This is a genomic window from Thermoleptolyngbya oregonensis NK1-22, assembly GCF_032705245.1.
Classification (GTDB): Bacteria; Cyanobacteriota; Cyanobacteriia; order Elainellales; family Elainellaceae; genus Thermoleptolyngbya; species Thermoleptolyngbya sichuanensis.
Genome location: NZ_CP053540.1, coordinates 1,341,180 through 1,357,274, shown reverse-complemented (window position 1 = coordinate 1,357,274; position 16,095 = coordinate 1,341,180). Strand labels below are relative to the sequence as shown.

The following is a 16,095-nucleotide window of genomic DNA, read 5'->3' as shown; positions in this document are numbered from 1 at the left end:
AGGGTTGAGGCGTAAGGAGGCGTAAGGAATGGTTTTGTGGAGGTACGCGATTTTCCAACCATCCAAATCTCGAACCCCAAATCTCGAACTTTTAAAGCTTTTATTTATGCAGAGATGCCGTAAATGTACAACGTTACACACGACATCCCCGATTCGGGCGGCTAACATGGCGCTTAATGTCCTGAACAATGTCCTCACCTACAGAACCGCCTAAGAACCCCTATGGACGCGATCGCAACACCAGAGCCGCACCACGTCGTCATCATCGGCGGCGGATTTAGCGGTCTATACGCCGCCAAAACGTTGGGACGCGCAAAAGACCTTAAGGTGACGCTAGTAGACAAGCGCAACTTTCACCTGTTTCAGCCCTTGCTATATCAAGTGGCAACGGGCACGCTGTCGCCAGCCGACATTTCTTCGCCCCTGCGCGGCATTCTCAGCGACTACAAAAACATCACCGTCCTGATGGATGAGGCGGTTGATCTTGATCCGCAGGCGCAAGTGCTAAAGCTGCGAGAGCAGGAGATTCCCTACGACACGCTGGTTGTGGCGACGGGTGTTAGCCACCACTACTTTGGCAACGACCAGTGGCGCGACACCGCTCCAGGGCTGAAAACCATTGAAGATGCCCTAGAAATGCGCCGCCGGATTTTTGTCGCCTTTGAAGCGGCAGAGAAGGAAACCGACCCCGAAAAGCGCAAAGCATGGCTCACCTTCGTCATTGTGGGCGGCGGCCCGACGGGGGTAGAGCTAGCTGGGGCGATCGCCGAACTCGCCTACCGCACACTTAAAGAAGACTTCCGCAATATCGACACTTCAGAAGCCACCATCCTGCTGCTAGAAGGGATGGATCGGGTGCTGCCGCCCTACGACCCCGACCTGTCGGCAAAGGCGGCCGAATCGCTATCCCGTCTGGGCGTGACCGTCCGCACCAAAACCCTCGTGACGCAGATCGAACCCAGCGACAGCGGCGACGTGGTGACGATGAAAAGCGGCACACCGGATAATCCCGTGATTGAGACCATGACCGCTCGCACCATCCTCTGGGCAGCGGGGGTAAAAGCCTCTGGCATGGGCAAGGTGCTGGCAGATCGAGCGGGTGCGTCGTGCGATCGCGTCGGGCGCGTCGTGGTGGAACCTGATTTCAGCATCGCGGGCTATCCCAACATCTTCGTCATCGGTGACCTGGCCCACTATGCCCACCAGGGCGATCGCCCCATTCCGGGTGTGGCTCCGGCCGCCGTGCAGGCCGGTGAATACGTCGCCAAGACCCTCCAGCGACGCATCCAGGGGCAGTCCGTGGAACCCTTTGTCTACAAAGATCCAGGTAGCCTGGCCATCATCGGGCAAAATGCCGCGGTGGTTGACTTGGGCTTCGTCAAGTTTTCTGGCCCGCCGGCCTGGTTTGCCTGGGTGTTTGCCCACATTTACTATCTGATCGAGTTCGACAACAAGCTGATCGTTATGCTTCAGTGGGGCTGGAACTACTTCACCCGCAAGCGCGGCGCACGGCTGATTACGGGTGAGGGCGGTGTGGCGACGGCAGAGGCCGCAGGGACGTATCGGACTAGGGTGAAGGAGCCGGTGGAGGTGTAGGGAAGAGGGAAGAGGGAAGAACGAAGAACGAAGAACGAAAAGGGAAAAACGAAGAGGGAGGAAGAGGGAGGGGTGGGCGATCGCGCTGGTTTGTGTTGGCCGGTTCGGATTGCTGATTCGTTTTACAATGAAGCTTCCATAGGTTTAATCTCTGATCACCAAGCCCTAGACCGAATCCAATGGCGAGCGAAGACCAAATCGACTTGTTCAGTCTGGCGGAGGTCGCCGCGCCCGCCGCATCTGCCAGCTTCGACCCGTCCCAAATTCCCACTAGCGCCCGCATCCCCATTCCACCGGGAACCTACGCCTCGATGGAGGAGATGAAGGCGCACTGCGACCAGTGTCAGCGCTGCGAACTGGGGCAAAATCGCACCCATGCGGTCATTGGGCGTGGCGGGCTGGCTGCGCCGGTGATGATTGTCGGCGAGGGGCCAGGGCAAACCGAAGACGAAACCGGCCTACCGTTTGTCGGCAAGTCGGGTCAGTTGCTTACGAAAATTCTGGAATCGGTGCAGTTAACTGACGAAGACGTGTTCATCTGCAACGTGGTGAAGTGTCGCCCGCCAGAAAACCGCACCCCCACCGCCGCCGAAGCCGATGCCTGCAAGGGCTACTTGATGGAGCAAATTCGGCTGATCAATCCCAAGATTATCTTGCTCACCGGGGCTACTGCGCTGAAGGGCTTGCTGGGCATCAAGCAGGGCATTACCAAAGTGCGCGGCCAGTGGATCGAGCAAGACGGCCGCTTCTATATGCCGATCTTTCACCCCGCCTATCTGCTGCGGAACCCCTCTCGCGAAAAGGGCAGCCCCAAATGGCTGATGTGGCAAGACATTCAGGCAGTACGGGCGAAGCTAGATGAGATTCGCGGCACTTGAGATTCGCCTTGAGATTCGCGACACTTCTGACTTGAGATTCGCGGCACTTTTTAGTAGTTCTCACCGGGTTATCCTGCCTGACTCAGCAGCGCGTCTAGCTTTCCAGCTCGATCGAGCGCATAGAGGTCGTCGCAGCCGCCGACGTGCTGGTTATTAATGAAAATTTGGGGGACGGTGCGGCGGCCGTTGGCACGCTCAGCCATTTTCACGCGGGCAGCCCCGTCGCCGTCGATTTTGTATTCGGTAAAGTTCACGCCTTTCCAGCGCAGCAGCATCTTGGCCCGAATACAGTAGGGGCAGGTCTGCCAGGTGTAGATTTCGACGTTGGCTTTGACGGCTTCGGGGCGGCGACCCAGGAGGGCGTTGAGTTTGTTGAGCATCGGTTGAATCGAAGACTAATTCCTTTTCAATGGATTCAGGCGACCGTTGAGCTTTTGCAGTTCGTAGAGCTTGACGCTGATTTGGTATTCGTACTGACTGAGCAGGCGGGCGTAGGTATATCCGGCGTGGCCGTCGAGAAAGCCAAAGCGGAGGATGTAGAACAGGACAAAGCGGAGCAGCGGGCGGCAGGGCAGGCGCACCCACAGGCGTTTGAGGAAGCGTTTGCGCTGGATGGCGTTGCTCCACCAGTGGGCAGTGCGATCGCCCAAGGTTCCGGCTTCATCCATGCCATTGAGTAGATTGTAGTAGACGCGGGCTTCCCAATTGGAGTAGCGGTTGTGGCGCTCTAGCCAGTGGTAGAGATCCCGATAGTCGATGTGGAGCATATCGGTGGTGAGGTAGCCTGCGGTTCCTTCCAGGACAACGTGTTCATGCACTTCGTTGTCGCCTGTGTTGGGGGCAGCGTCGGTGTGCAGATTTTCGTAGCGTCCTTTGGCATGGCGAAACAGGCGCAGGTTCCAGTCGGGATACTTACCGCCGTGGCGAATCCATCTGCCCAGGAAGTAGACGCGACGGTTTAGGTAGTAGCCGTTTAAGGCTGGATTTTGGATGGCTTGGGCAATTTCGTCCCAGAGGGCAGGGGGGATGCGCTCGTCGCAATCGACAATTAGTACCCACTCGTTGCGAAAGGGGAGATGGTCGAGGGCCCAGTTTTTCTTTTTTGGCCAGCGCCCGCTGAAGTGGAACTGTACGACCTTTGCGCCATAGTCTGCGGCAATTTCGGCGGTGCGATCGCCACTTTGCGAATCCACCACGAAAATCTCATCAGCGGGCGCAAGGCTTTTCAAACAGGCAGGCAAATTTAGCTCCTCGTCTTTGGCAGGAACTAGCACCGAGACGGGGATGCGGTTGGGCAAATGGGTCATTTCTAGCGGCCAGGAGATCGTCCAACTGCGTAAGTTCTAACAAAGTTTCATCCTGAACCGTAGCAAAACCCTCAGACCGAGCTTAATATAAGTTAACAAAGCCAAGCTTGAGTGATGTCCTGACTGCGGAGAACCGTTCTCGCTCCCCGATTTCTAAATATGCCCAGACGCACTTCGCCGAACGACTTGCAGCATTGGGAAGACGCTTCCGATCTAGAGCATCTGGTGGTAGACAAGCGATCGCACAAGCGGGCCACCCCCGCCAAAGGCCGTCGCCGCAACCGTCGCTACGAAAAGCGGCTGCTAAACCACTATCTGGAAAATTCCGACGATTTGGAATTGGGACTGGATGCGCTCAATCCAAAATCGTCAATCCAAAATCGCCAATCGATCGGCCCCACAGAAGACTAACTAGCAATCCAAAATTGCCAATCGATATAATTTTCGGGGCTTACGTTCAGCGTCAGCGAGGATAGAGAATAACTACTAATCTAATCAATCGTCCCAATCGTCTCAACTGTTTCAATCATCTGAAATGATCGATTCTCCATCGCTAGAGATGACCGAAGAACGGGCGATCGCTACGCTGTCTCAGGCCGCAGCGACTTTCTGGGATGGCGGCGATCGCCCCTCGGCGCAAGCGGTGGTGGCAGCCATGCTGGCGGCAGAAACGACCGCACGACACCAAAAAACGCCCCTCGCGTTTGAACATTTATTGGGACAATGGCGGCTTTGTTTTACCACGGCCACGCGCAAAGCCCGCCGACGCGGGATTCGACTGGGGCCGGGTTTTTACTGGCCCAAGTTCGTGCCCGCGCAGATTAGCTTTGCATCGGCTGACCCAGCGACGAACCAAGGCACGATTGCCAATCAGGTGACGCTGGGCGGGCTGTGGCTTCGGTTTACTGGCCCTTGCCGCTTTCAGCCCAAGAAGAATCTGCTGGCGTTCGACTTTACCGAAATGGCGATTGGTGCGGGCGATCGCCCCCTGTGGCAGCGCACCCTGCGCGAAGAATCCCCAGAAGCCTTTGCAGCACGGGCGATCGCCAAATTGCCCTTCTTTTCGTTTTTTCAGGCTACGCCCCACTTTTTGGCAGCGCGGGGACGCGGCGGTGGTCTGGCAATCTGGGTCAAGCGGCCAGACTGCTAAGAGTCAGATTGCCAAGAGTCAGATTGCCAAGAACCAGATTGCCAAGAGTCACCACCACATTGCAGGCACCACATTGCAGGCACCACATTGCTAGCAGTCAAACTGCTAGGGCGCGTTTTAGAACTCTTCGATCCCCCCTAGCCCCCCTTAAAAAGGGGGGAACCGAGCCGAACCACTCCGGAAGTCCCCCTTATTTCTAGCGAAGCGGCGCGTAAGCGCGGGAATTTAGGGGGATCGACTCAAGTCAATCAACGACCTAGAAAGGTTTAAGACACTGCCTAGGAGACGGACGCTTCGGACACATCCTCTGGCGCGATGCCGGAAGTCAGAGCATCGGCCGCAGCTTGGGACGTTTCGCTTTTGGGTTCACTAGAGATAGCATCGGGGGTTGGGTCGGGAACTGCGTCGGGAACTGCGTCGGGAACCGTAGAGTCAGGGCGATCGCCCTCGACCTCCTCAGCGACAGGCGCAGCAGCGATAGATTTCGACAAAAGCTGTTCGATTTCCACCGACGGCTGGGGCAGGGTTTCCACCTCGGCAATGCGCTCCGGCATCAGGCGGGCGTTGGGGTTGCTGCCGCCCAATCGTTTCAGCATTTTGGATTTGGGATTGTGCCACAGGTATAGGAGGCGATCGCCCTCCTGCAAGACCTCAGTCGAAGCAACCTGAAGCTGCCCATCGCGCTCCACCAGCAGCGGCATCAGCTTGCCATCCGCAATCAGCGTTGCCAGATGTACCTGCTGCTCCACCAGGATCGGCTCCTGAAGAACAGTTTCTCCCAGGCGCACATCGCGATCGTCCAAATAGCGGTTCCAGGTTTTCAGCGGCATTTTGGGCACAAAGGCGGGCTGAACCTTGGGCGAGGTGGGGGAAGTTGTAGAGGAACTCGCAGCACTGGTGGCGATCGCCACGGGTTCGCTCTCCTGGCTCAAATCTCCCGGCACAACGGCCAGCACGCGAGGCGGCTGAAACTCCTCCGCAGCCCGCTGCGCCAGCACTTGATTCACCTGGCCATTGCTGGTTAGCGCCAGAAACGTGCCGACCCGCCCCAGCCCCGCCTGCTCTAGCACGTCCGTATCTAGCGCACTGCTGGCGATCGCCCGCAAACCCTCCTGCTCCGCCAGTTTGCACGCCGCCAAGTCAGTGTCGATCAGCACCACCGACTCGCCCCGCTCCTGAAACATGCGCCCAATCAGCAGGCTCAGCGGGTTGCAGCCGACAATCACCGCGCCCGTCGCCTGCTTGGAGGTAATGTCCAGCCACTCCGCCACCCACCGCGCCGTCAGCCCCTGCAAAAACACCGTCGAGAGAATCGTCAGAAACACCAGCGCCTTGATCGCCTCACCGCCGCTGATGCCGCGCTGGGTTAGCAAAATCGCAAACAGAGAGGCCACCGAAGCCGACACGATGCCCCTTGGCGCGACCCAGCACATGAAAAGCTTCTGTCGCCAGTTCAGGCCGCTGTTCCACGTACACACCGCCACATTCAGCGGCCGCACGATAAACATCAGCGCCAGCACCGTCAGCCCCGCGCCCCAGCCCAGCGCAAACAGGCTTGCCAACGATAAATCCGCCGCCAGCAGCACAAACAAAATCGACACGGCCAAAATCGTCAGTTGCTCTTTGAATCGCCGCAGCAGCCGCTCATCGGGAATCGACGAAGCCCGCAACACCAGCCCCGCCAGCACCACCGTCATCAGCCCCGACTCGCTGCGAATGCTCTGGGCCAGCCCAAACAGACCCCACACGCCTGCCAGCACCACCAGATTTTTCTGCCCTTCCGACAAAAACTTCGCCTGCTTGAGAAACTGCCCCAGCAGCCAGCCGCCCAGCGCCCCAATGCCGCCGCCAATGCCTAGCCGCAGCAGCAGCCCGCTAGCCACCGACAGCGGAGCCGCGTTGCCGTTCAGAATCACATCCAGCACCACCACTGCCAGAATCGCGCCGACCGGGTCGATCAGCACGCCCTCGCCTTCTAGCAGGCTCGACACCTGACGATCGACTTGGACTTGTTTCATCAGCGGGCTGATCACCGTCGGCCCGGTGACGACCACCAGCGCGGCGTAGAGAAAGGCGATCGCCCAGGGAAATTCCCCCAGCCAGTGGGCCGCCATGCCGCCACCCAGCAGCGTAATCAGCGTACCCAGAGTGACGAGGTTCCGCAGGCTGCCCGATACCGTGCTGAGCTGCCGCAGTTCCAGGTTCAGCCCGCCCTCAAACAAAATCAGCGCTACCGACAGCGCCACGATGACTTCTAGCCCAAGACCGAGGGACTGCGGATGCAGCCAGTCCAGCCCGTCGCCCCCCAGCAAAATGCCGAAAATCAGCAGAAATACAATGCTGGGCACATTAAAAAACGCCGCCACCACCTGACCGCTAATGCCTGCCAGCACCGCAATCACAAATTGCAGCATCAGTGCCAGCGGCGTTTCGGGAGTGGGCGACAATCCCTCAATCATGGCAACAATCATGGCAACAGGTAGGCACTTGCCGCCCCAAAACACGGTTCGCCACAATGCCTTTAGCTAAATAACTCAACCTGAAGACGGCTGTGAATAAAGTCTGACTCATCATTTTCTAACTGTAATCGGCAACGGGCGGTATAAACCGATCCTAGCTTTCCCTGCGGTCACCCATTCTCTTCACACAAGGAATCTGGCTGGCTCTCTAGGGGCGATCGCGCTGCTCAGAAATCTGCCACACAAATCTCGCGCAAATCTTGCGCTCACTCCCAGCCGTACCCAGAAAAGCTATACACTGGGCAATGGCTTGTCGTTTTTCTCACCCGTAACCAGCTTTGGGAATTGAGCTTCGCAGCTACGTTTACATTGACCGCTTACAATCCCAGCACGCCGCCTACATGGGCACCGTCGCCGTTGGGTTTCTGCCGCTGCCGGGTGATGCCTCTCTGTGGATCGAGATTTCGCCGGGAATTGAAATCAACCGCCTGATGGACATTGCGCTCAAATCTGCCGTGGTGCGGCCGGGCGTGTTGTTTACCGAGCGGCTGTATGGCTTGCTGGAGGTGCATTCCAGCAGTCAGGGCGAAACCCAGGCGGCGGGCCGGGCGATCCTGGCGGAACTGGGCGTGCGATCGCAGGACTGCTATAAACCGCGCATTATTTCCAGCCAGATCATCCGCAACATCGACCCCCACCACGCCCAGCTCATCAACCGCAACCGCCGGGGGCAAATGCTGCTATCAGGGCAAACGCTATACGTGCTGGAGGTCGAGCCAGCCGCCTATGCCTCGCTGGCCGCCAACGAAGCTGAGAAGGCAGCGCTGATCAACATTCTGCAAATTTCCTCTGTGGGCAGCTTTGGGCGGCTCTATCTGGGGGGCGAAGAACGGGACATCATTGCAGGGTCGCGTGCCGCAATCGAGGCCATCGAAAACTCGTCGGGTCGGCCGTTCCCTGACGCAGGACGCAAGGAGTAGGGCACGGGAGCAGGCTATGGCAAACGCCGAGCATATAGCGCTGCTGCGGATGGGGGGCGATCGCTGGAACCAGTGGCGATCGCACGCTCCCGATATCACGCCAGACCTTAGCCACGCCAACCTCATCGGGTTCGACCTGCAAGGGATGAATTTGCGTCATGCCAACCTCCAGAGCGCAAACCTGGCCTTTGCGTTGCTCCAAGCCGCCGACCTCAGCTACGCCGACCTGACCCTGGCAACCCTGCACAGCGCCCAGCTTCAGGCGGCTGACCTGTCGAATGCCCTGCTGGTTGGGGCGACCCTGCAACAGGCGGACTTGCGAGATGCCAGCTTTTACCGCGCTAACGCGACCGGGGCAGACCTCAGCTATGCCAACGCCCGCGCCACCAACTTTGCCTATGCCAATTTGGAGCGCAGCAGCCTCGCCTACGCCAATCTGCAACGCGCCACGCTAAACCACGCCAACCTGTGCAAAGCCAACCTGCTAGAAACAGAGTTGATTAACGCCTATCTCTTCGAGGCGCAGCTTCAAGGCGCACAGTTGGTTTCCACGCACCTCAGCCGCGCCTACCTATTTGGGGCGAATTTTCAACAGGCAACGCTCATCCAGACAGATTTGCGCTGGGCGACGCTCAGCTACGCAAACTTAGGAGAAGCAATTCTGCAAGACACCGACCTCAGCCGCTCCATCCTACAGCCCCGCCTGCCCCAGTGCTAGCATTAAAGCTCCTCCAGGCAAAGCTAAAAACGAAATGGTTAGAAGTCCTGGCAGCGCTTAACTAGCGATCCAAAATCGCAAATCCAAAATCAAGAATCGATATCAGAACTAATCCTCAAACACTGCCCCTTTTTGGATGAGCTGTCGCCGCGTCTCCTTGGGAATGCCTTGGTTCTGACGAAAGCGAGCCTTTTCGACCTCTACACCGTCCAGATTCGCATCGTTGAAGTTGGCATAGTACAGGTTTGAACCGCAAAGATTTGCACTGTAGAGGTTTGCGCCCCGCAGGTCAGCACTCATTAGATTTGCTCGCCGCAGGTTAATCCCCAACAGCATCGCCTCTCCCAGTTTGGCGCGGCAGAGAGCGGCTCCTGTCAAATTGGCGTAGCGCAAGTCCGAGGCAAATAGGTTTGCATCCGACAAATCTGCACCAATCAAGTTCGCCCGCATGACCGTGGCGCTGGTTAGATTTGCACCCGATAGCGTTGCGCTCGTAAGACTGGCATCATTAAGCTTTGCGCTGATTAGCACCGCGTTATTGAGCATCGCGCTGGTCAGGTTTGCGCCGCAGAGATCAGCGCTACTGAAGTTCGCGCCCCGCAAATCCGCACCAATGAGGACGACCCCTTTGAGATCCGCCCCCATAAACATTTTTCCGCTCAGCCCCAGCTTGGGTTGAGCGGAACCTAAGACATTACTTGTATAGCCTAGCCCAGCAGCCTTCAGAAGTTCAGCGGGATCGTCAGTCTCAGCATTCTGAACCCGGTTGATTGCCTGTAGAAGCCCTTGAAGCGAGTCCTGTATCTCCTGACTCTCTAGACCTCTATCACCCCGTGCAAATTCTTGTAAAAATCTCTTAAGGGCTTGATCGTCGTCACTCACATCTTAACCCATCTGCTGAAGGTATACCCTTGGGTTTGCTTCCCATAGTTTAATCAGGGTTTCAATCACTGCCCGCTTGCTAGGGCTGACCTCTTTTGCTAGAAGCTCTTGGAGGGCTGCTACGGAACTACACGCCTGAGGCTGCATGTCGGACTTGGAGGAGGCGGCATCGGAACCGGAAACAACATACAGGTGCCTGGGCAGGGTGCCCTCGAAACGATCAGCGTGCAGCATAACAGCTTACCGGAGGTGGGGTGGGATTCTAGAGAAGGGAATGACTGGGTAGAGGAACTCGGTCAATCAAACTGCTCAATCGAATATAACTTCAAACTAAACCCGAAGCTTCAGTCAGTACATCATCCGATGGGCATCACTCAACAGCAGGATTACCCCAAGAAATAGAGAAGAGATAACGCCAACCTGCATCGAGGCCCTGAGTACAACTACAGAAATCCCTAAAGAGCTAACCTGACCTCTCAGAGGGACAGGCTTTTTAACGCCACAGAGACTCTAGAGCCAGAGTTATAGTTATACTTCCTAAACTATAGCAGCAAACTCTACGCACTGCCCAATAATTTGTCATGAATACATTTTCAATCGTCTCACCGAGCGTCTAATGGGCTAATCCCTCACGCAGCACGAGGTTGACGCTTCATCACCAGCGCAACGAGCAGTGCTGCTGTACCGCAGGTTAGCCCTAGGAATAGCCAAAGTCCGAGGTTTCGCCCTTTGTAATAGGCAACCGCCGTTGCAGCCAGCCCAGTGACGCAATGCAGCGCGAGGAGGAGGTAAAGGGTCTGATCAGCGGGCATGACGGGGGCGATCGCCCTGATATCTGTTTCTAAAGCTTCTAAAGCAGTGTCCATTGGGAAGGGGGTGGGAAGGGGGTGAGGGATGTGAAAAGACGGCTCGGTGAGGATTGTAGCACTGCGGGCTGGCTTAGCTGAGTATCGGGGCGCGATCGCTGCGCTGGAGCGTGATCAGCGTGACGGGGTTGAGCGGGGCAAAGCGGGTAAGGTCGGCGACGGGCACTGTGCGGGCAAGGTTGACCTGGAGGGCGTGCTGTTGCCAGGTGGAGCGGTTCGCCTGGAGCCAGGTCTGGGCGATCGCCAGATGGTCGAGGGTGGCGATCGCCAGCACCATCCGTCCTCCCGGCTTCAGCACCTCGGCACAATCATCCAGAATTTCGCCCAACTGCCCGCCGCTGCCGCCAATGAAGACGCGATCGGGCGCGGGTAGCAGGCTCAGCGCCTCCGGAGCTTTGCCCTGCATAGGTTTGAGGTTTTTGACCTGAAAGCGCTCGGCATTTTGCTGGATCAGGGAGAATCCGGCGGCGGTTTTCTCTAGGGCATATACGGTGGACGCGGGACAGAGGCGGGCCGCTTCGATGGCAACCGACCCCGTGCCCGCGCCGATATCCCACACCACTTGCCCCGGTCGCAGCGCCAGTTCTGCTAGCGCCAGCACGCGGACATCGCGCTTGGTCATCAGGCCGGGGCGATCGCCAAAACTGAGAAATGCCGCATCGGGAATCCCGAACATAGGCAATGTCGCCAGATCAGGCGCGTCTGCCTCTGCGTCGCGCAGCAAAATCACCACATTCAGCGGCGCAAACGGGGTGTCTCGTTGGGCCGCCAACTCTGCGGGTGCAAAGCACTGGACTCGCTCATCTGCGCCGCCCAAGTTCTCGCAGACCCAGAGGTGATACTGCCCCGGCAAGTCCAGATCGCACACTAGCCGGGCGATCGCCGGGGGGGTATTGTGCCCATCTGTCAGAGCAGCGATTTTGGCTGCACCCTGCTGCAAAGCTTGGATCAGCGTGTCGGGCGATCGCCCGTGGGCGCTGACTAGTCGCGCATCCTGCCAGGGCACCTTGATCCGGCTAAAGGCAAGCTGGATGGCGCTGAGGTGGGGATGAAAGGTGAGCCAGTCGGCAGGAAACTCGGACAACAGCAGCCGCCCCAGTCCAAAAAACAGCGGGTCGCCGGAGGTGAGAACGGCTATGGACAAATCTGCATCTGTCTCTGTCTCTGGATCTGCATCTGTCTCTGGATCTGCATCTGTCTCAGCTTGGGAAGCAGCGCCGATGTAGGCGTGGATTTGCCGCAGCATGGCGTGGAAATCTGCCAGGGGAACTTTGGGGGCGGCATGGTCGGGGAAGTAGGCCAGATGGCGATCGCTCCCCACCAGCAGCGTGGCGCAGTTCACCGCCTGCCGTGCTGCTGCCGTCAGCCCTGCGGCACCCTCCAGCCCAATACCCACAACATGAATCGGAACCATTTAGGGCCGCACCCAGCAAACTAGCGCATATTCTGCTTTTTCTCTTTTTTGGGATCGCGCTTGGCAGCGGCGGCGATCTCGGCATCCAGAATCGTTTGCCCAGTCGCGGCGAGGTACACGTCATCCAGGCTGGGGCGCGACTGCGACACGCCAAAAATCGGCAGCCCGTTTTCCTTTAGCACCTGCTGAATCGTCAGCAGCGCATCGCTCTGGGTATCTACGACCAGGTTGAGCGAATTGCCCTGGGCTTCGTTCACAATCACCTCTTGCACAAAGGGCAGCGTTTTCAGCAAGTCCGTGGCCCGCTGGGCTTCGTCCGCTGGGGTAAACTCGCGCAGGCGCAGGGTGATGCGATCGCCCCCCAGTCCGTCTTTCAGTGCCGACGGCGTGCCAGATGCAATCACCTTACCCTGGTCGATAATGGCGACCCGATCTGCCAGCGCGTCTACCTCCTCCAGGTAATGGCTGGTCAACAAGACCGTTGTGCCGCCCTCCCGCAGCTTCCGCAAAAAGTCCCAAACCGCTGTGCGGCTTTCGATGTCTAGCCCCACGGTCGGCTCGTCTAGCACCAGCACGTCCGGCTGATGCAGCAGCCCCGCCGCTAGGTCTAGGCGCTTGCGGATGCCGCCGGAGTAAGTGCCCGTTTTTTTGTCGGCGTAGTCGGTCAGTCCCAACAGCGTAATGACCTGATTGATGCGATCGCCAATCGTTGCCTTGGGCAGATGATACAGCGCCGCTTGCAGTTCCAGCAATTCCCGCCCCGTCAGCACCTTATCCAGCGCCACTTCCTGGGCGACATAGCCAAGCCGCTGCCGCGCCAGTCGGGGATTTTCTAGCACCGAGTCGCCCGACACCTCGATCCGCCCCGCATCAGGCGTAGACAGCGTGCAGAGGCAGCGAATCGTCGTCGTTTTGCCTGCGCCGTTGGGCCCCAGCAGCCCAAAGATTTCTCCTGGTTCGATCTGAAGCGACACGTCTTTGACCGCTTCTACGCTGCCGTAGCGCTTCTGTAGGTTTTCGATTAGAACTGCGGGAGCCATGCCAGTTTTAGTGAGCAAGTCACTTGAGTTGACGACACTTCATATTCTACAGAGTGCCGACTAGGGACGGGGAGGCGATGGGCGATCGCCCGCTGTTTGTCCTATAACCCTTTCATCCCACAACCCATTCGCCCGCACCCATGCGCCCGCGCAGCAAACTCCGTACAATATAGAGTTGAAATAGAATGCTGAGATTTTCAATGTGAGCCGGGAGCGCCAGTATGCCAGCAGCCGTGGGAGTAATTCAGACCGTCGGGTTTCCAGGGATTTTGGCGGCGGCAGATGCGATGGTGAAGGCGGGCCGGGTGACGCTGGTGTATTACGGACTGGCGGAGCGGGCAGAGTTCCTGGTGGCGATTCGCGGCAGCACCTCGGAGGTCAAGCCCGCCATTGAGGCTGGGGTGGAAGCGGTGAATCAGGTCTATGGCGCGGAACTGGTGGACTACTACATCATCCCCAACCCACCGGAGAACCTGGAAGTAGTGCTGCCGATTAAGTACACCACCAAAGTTCAGCAGTTCATGTAATGGAGTTGTGGGGTTGGCGTAATGGGCGATCGCCCATTTGGGCTTCCTCCGATGGATTTGCCAAGTCCCTTACAAAAACCCAATTGCAGCGGTAATAGATACTTATCAATCGCGCTGATTAACGCCTATTTCCGCGCATTAAGCATTTTTGTAGATATGACTCGAAGCGTAGGGAAAGCCATCGATTTTTTTCGATAGGGCATCACTTGACCGTACAATGTGGGTTGGATTGGGTTCGATTTTTACCCGCGAGTTGAGTATCGGGCGAGCGATCGCCTCTGGAGAGAATCATGCCGGTTGCAGTTGGCGCACTAGAAACGAAGGGTTTTCCTGCCGTGTTGGCAGCAGCAGATGCAATGGTAAAGGCGGGTCGCGTAACCCTGGTGGGCTACATTCGCGCCGGAAGCGCCCGCTTTACGATCATGATTCGCGGCGACGTGTCGGAAGTGAAGCAGGCAATGGATGCGGGCATCGAGGCGGCGCAAAACACCCCCGGCGGCACGCTGGAAACCTGGGTGATTATTCCCCGCCCCCATGAAAACGTAGAAGTGGTGCTGCCCATTGCCTTCACCCCGGAGGTCGAGCAGTTTCAAGACGCTATCGGTGTGCCGCGTCTGCCGGGTCGTGGGAATGGCGCTGGGCAATAGCCGACGGGGTAATAGTTTAGGGGCAATAGTTTAATCGAGCGATCGCCAACCCTGCACCATGACCCTGCCCGACCACGCCATTGTTTCTGTACCCGCAACAACGACCAACATTGGGCCAGGGTTCGATTGCCTGGGCGCAGCGCTGTCGCTCAGAAATCACTTCACCTTTACCCGCCTAGACCAAAGCATCGAGCCGGTTCAAATCTCGGTTTCAGGACTGGAAGCAGCGCGGGTCAAAACCAACGAAACGAATCTGGCCTATCAGGCCTTTGCCAAATTATTTCAGCATCTCAAGCAGTCGCCGCCGCTGATTAAGCTAGAGATTCGCCTGGGCGTGCCTTTGGCGCGGGGGCTGGGCAGTTCTGCTACGGCCATCGTCGGCGGGCTGGTGGGTGCAAATGTGCTGGCTGGGTCACCGCTGAGCGAAGCCGAACTGGTGGCGATCGCCGTAGACATGGAAGGACACCCAGATAACGTCGTGCCTGCGATGCTGGGTGGCTGTCGGCTGGCAGCAACCGATCTGAACGGAGAATGGGCGATCGCCCCTGTTCCCTGGCATTCCGAGATCGTCCCCGTTGTCGCGATTCCTGATTTTGAACTGTCTACCGCCGAAGCCCGCCGCGTTCTGCCTGCCGCATACAGCCGACCCGATGCAGTATTCAACATGGGGCATCTGGGGCTACTGCTGCGGGGATTGGACACTGCTCACTCCGACTGGCTCCGCGCCGCGCTGCAAGACCGCATCCATCAACCCTATCGGCGATCGCTCATTCCCGGCTTTGATGCCGTAGAAGCCGCCGCCGTTGCTGCGGGAGCCTACGGGCTGGTGATCAGCGGTGCCGGCCCAACCCTGCTGGCCCTGGCCCACGCCGATATCGCGCCCCTGGTTGCGGAAGCCATGAAAGCCGCCTGGGAAGATCAGGGAATTTCGGTTCAGGCTCAGGCGCTGCACCTCGACCCAACGGGGGTTTCGGTTCAGGGCTAGCCGCTTGGCTGACTGTTTACACTGGCTGACTGCTTACACTGGCTGACTGCTTACACTGGCTGACTGCTTACACTGGCTGACTGCTTACAACAGTTCCGCCGCGCCAAAGGTTGCGTTAAACCGTCGGCACCACACGGCTGCTGAGTTAAACTCGTCCAGATTTACGCTATTGGGAATTGCGTAGCGCTGTGCCCCTGGGTCCTCTGCAATTCTGCTAGCACCACATAATCGCCCTCCCGGATGGCATGGGCAGGCGGAGTGGTGGAACCAATCACATTCCCGCTACGATGCAGAATTACCGTCAGATCGGGACCGCTATTCGTGCGGAAGTCGTTGCCCAATTCTAGAAACCGTTGCCCATTTTCAGTCACGATTTGGGCCGCCCCTTGCGTTGGATGTTCGCCGCTCACAAAGGTTCCAGACTTCACAATCCTCGGACCTGCGGCGATCGCCCCAGGAGATGCAGCCAGAGAAGATTGCGGTGAAGCAGCAACGACCTCCGAAGTCGCCGCGACAGATGGCTCAGCGGGCGGTTCCACGGCCACCTGAGCAGCACAGCCAATCCCAGTTAGCAATATCAAACCCAAACAAGCTCGATACAGGTTCATCAACCTTCCTCCCAAGCAAAGTTCTCAGCACCTTTCTC

The 16,095-nt window shown here is 57.9% G+C and carries 16 protein-coding genes and 1 pseudogene; 9 read left to right on the top strand and 8 right to left on the bottom strand.

Translation table 11 applies throughout. The annotated features are described in order from the left end of the window. Window positions 1-222 precede the first annotated feature (222 nt). Complete coding sequence (locus tag HNI00_RS05835) at window positions 223-1,596, top strand: NAD(P)/FAD-dependent oxidoreductase (RefSeq protein WP_316791514.1); 1,374 nt, start codon at window positions 223-225, stop codon at window positions 1,594-1,596. 179 nt (window positions 1,597-1,775) lie between these two features. Beyond that, window positions 1,776-2,474: a uracil-DNA glycosylase gene (locus HNI00_RS05830; RefSeq protein ID WP_316791512.1), complete on the top strand. Its 699-nt coding sequence runs from the start codon at window positions 1,776-1,778 to the stop codon at window positions 2,472-2,474. 68 nt (window positions 2,475-2,542) lie between these two features. On the opposite strand, the gene grxC is transcribed toward HNI00_RS05830, so the two are convergent. Further along, window positions 2,543-2,854, bottom strand: a complete 312-nt coding sequence (grxC, locus tag HNI00_RS05825; protein ID WP_277773003.1) for a glutaredoxin 3 — start codon at window positions 2,852-2,854, stop codon at window positions 2,543-2,545. A 15-nt stretch (window positions 2,855-2,869) separates the two neighbouring features. Beyond that, entirely contained in the window at window positions 2,870-3,781 is a 912-nt protein-coding gene (locus HNI00_RS05820) for a glycosyltransferase family 2 protein (RefSeq protein WP_316791511.1), read from the bottom strand. A gap of 159 nt (window positions 3,782-3,940) precedes the next feature. Here HNI00_RS05820 and HNI00_RS05815 point away from each other — a divergent pair, with 159 nt between their 5' ends. Both HNI00_RS05815 and HNI00_RS05810 read left to right on the top strand, forming a co-directional pair. Then, window positions 3,941-4,192 carry a hypothetical protein gene (locus HNI00_RS05815; protein WP_316791509.1) on the top strand — a complete coding sequence of 84 codons (252 nt, stop codon included), beginning with the start codon at window positions 3,941-3,943 and terminating at the stop codon, window positions 4,190-4,192. Window positions 4,193-4,316: 124 nt separating this feature from the next. Then, entirely contained in the window at window positions 4,317-4,931 is a 615-nt protein-coding gene (locus HNI00_RS05810; protein ID WP_316791507.1) for a hypothetical protein, read from the top strand. 278 nt (window positions 4,932-5,209) lie between these two features. On the opposite strand, the gene HNI00_RS05805 is transcribed toward HNI00_RS05810, so the two are convergent. Continuing rightward, window positions 5,210-7,402: a cation:proton antiporter gene (locus tag HNI00_RS05805; protein WP_316791505.1), complete on the bottom strand. Its 2,193-nt coding sequence runs from the start codon at window positions 7,400-7,402 to the stop codon at window positions 5,210-5,212. 326 nt (window positions 7,403-7,728) lie between these two features. Here HNI00_RS05805 and HNI00_RS05800 point away from each other — a divergent pair, with 326 nt between their 5' ends. Continuing rightward, window positions 7,729-8,370 (top strand): beta-carboxysome protein CcmP, encoded by a 642-nt coding sequence (locus HNI00_RS05800; protein ID WP_172353686.1) that lies wholly within the window; start codon window positions 7,729-7,731, stop codon window positions 8,368-8,370. A 16-nt stretch (window positions 8,371-8,386) separates the two neighbouring features. After that, window positions 8,387-9,088, top strand: coding sequence for a pentapeptide repeat-containing protein (locus tag HNI00_RS05795; protein ID WP_316791502.1), 702 nt, complete (start codon window positions 8,387-8,389; stop codon window positions 9,086-9,088). Between the two features lie 108 nt (window positions 9,089-9,196). On the opposite strand, the gene HNI00_RS05790 is transcribed toward HNI00_RS05795, so the two are convergent. The 4 genes from HNI00_RS05790 to HNI00_RS05775 all read right to left on the bottom strand — a co-directional run bounded on the left by HNI00_RS05790 (window position 9,197) and on the right by HNI00_RS05775 (window position 13,290). Next, window positions 9,197-9,733, bottom strand: a complete 537-nt coding sequence (locus tag HNI00_RS05790; protein WP_297078960.1) for a pentapeptide repeat-containing protein — start codon at window positions 9,731-9,733, stop codon at window positions 9,197-9,199. 866 nt (window positions 9,734-10,599) lie between these two features. Then, window positions 10,600-10,836, bottom strand: coding sequence for a hypothetical protein (locus HNI00_RS05785; protein WP_316791500.1), 237 nt, complete (start codon window positions 10,834-10,836; stop codon window positions 10,600-10,602). A 73-nt stretch (window positions 10,837-10,909) separates the two neighbouring features. Continuing rightward, window positions 10,910-12,250: a precorrin-6y C5,15-methyltransferase (decarboxylating) subunit CbiE gene (gene cbiE, locus HNI00_RS05780; protein WP_316791498.1), complete on the bottom strand. Its 1,341-nt coding sequence runs from the start codon at window positions 12,248-12,250 to the stop codon at window positions 10,910-10,912. 20 nt (window positions 12,251-12,270) lie between these two features. Further along, window positions 12,271-13,290 (bottom strand): ABC transporter ATP-binding protein, encoded by a 1,020-nt coding sequence (locus HNI00_RS05775; RefSeq protein WP_297078966.1) that lies wholly within the window; start codon window positions 13,288-13,290, stop codon window positions 12,271-12,273. 221 nt (window positions 13,291-13,511) lie between these two features. Here HNI00_RS05775 and HNI00_RS05770 point away from each other — a divergent pair, with 221 nt between their 5' ends. The 3 genes from HNI00_RS05770 to thrB all read left to right on the top strand — a co-directional run bounded on the left by HNI00_RS05770 (window position 13,512) and on the right by thrB (window position 15,449). Then, the gene (locus HNI00_RS05770) at window positions 13,512-13,817 is read left to right on the top strand and encodes a carbon dioxide-concentrating mechanism protein CcmK (protein WP_172353681.1); all 306 of its coding nucleotides are present in this window, start codon (window positions 13,512-13,514) and stop codon (window positions 13,815-13,817) included. A 290-nt stretch (window positions 13,818-14,107) separates the two neighbouring features. Further along, window positions 14,108-14,464: a carbon dioxide-concentrating mechanism protein CcmK gene (locus HNI00_RS05765; protein WP_225906729.1), complete on the top strand. Its 357-nt coding sequence runs from the start codon at window positions 14,108-14,110 to the stop codon at window positions 14,462-14,464. 58 nt (window positions 14,465-14,522) lie between these two features. Next, the gene (gene thrB / locus HNI00_RS05760; protein ID WP_316791491.1) at window positions 14,523-15,449 is read left to right on the top strand and encodes a homoserine kinase; all 927 of its coding nucleotides are present in this window, start codon (window positions 14,523-14,525) and stop codon (window positions 15,447-15,449) included. Between the two features lie 84 nt (window positions 15,450-15,533). Here thrB and HNI00_RS05755 read toward each other — a convergent pair. Beyond that, window positions 15,534-16,057, bottom strand: a pseudogene (locus HNI00_RS05755) (DM13 domain-containing protein). Window positions 16,058-16,095: the final 38 nt, after the last annotated feature.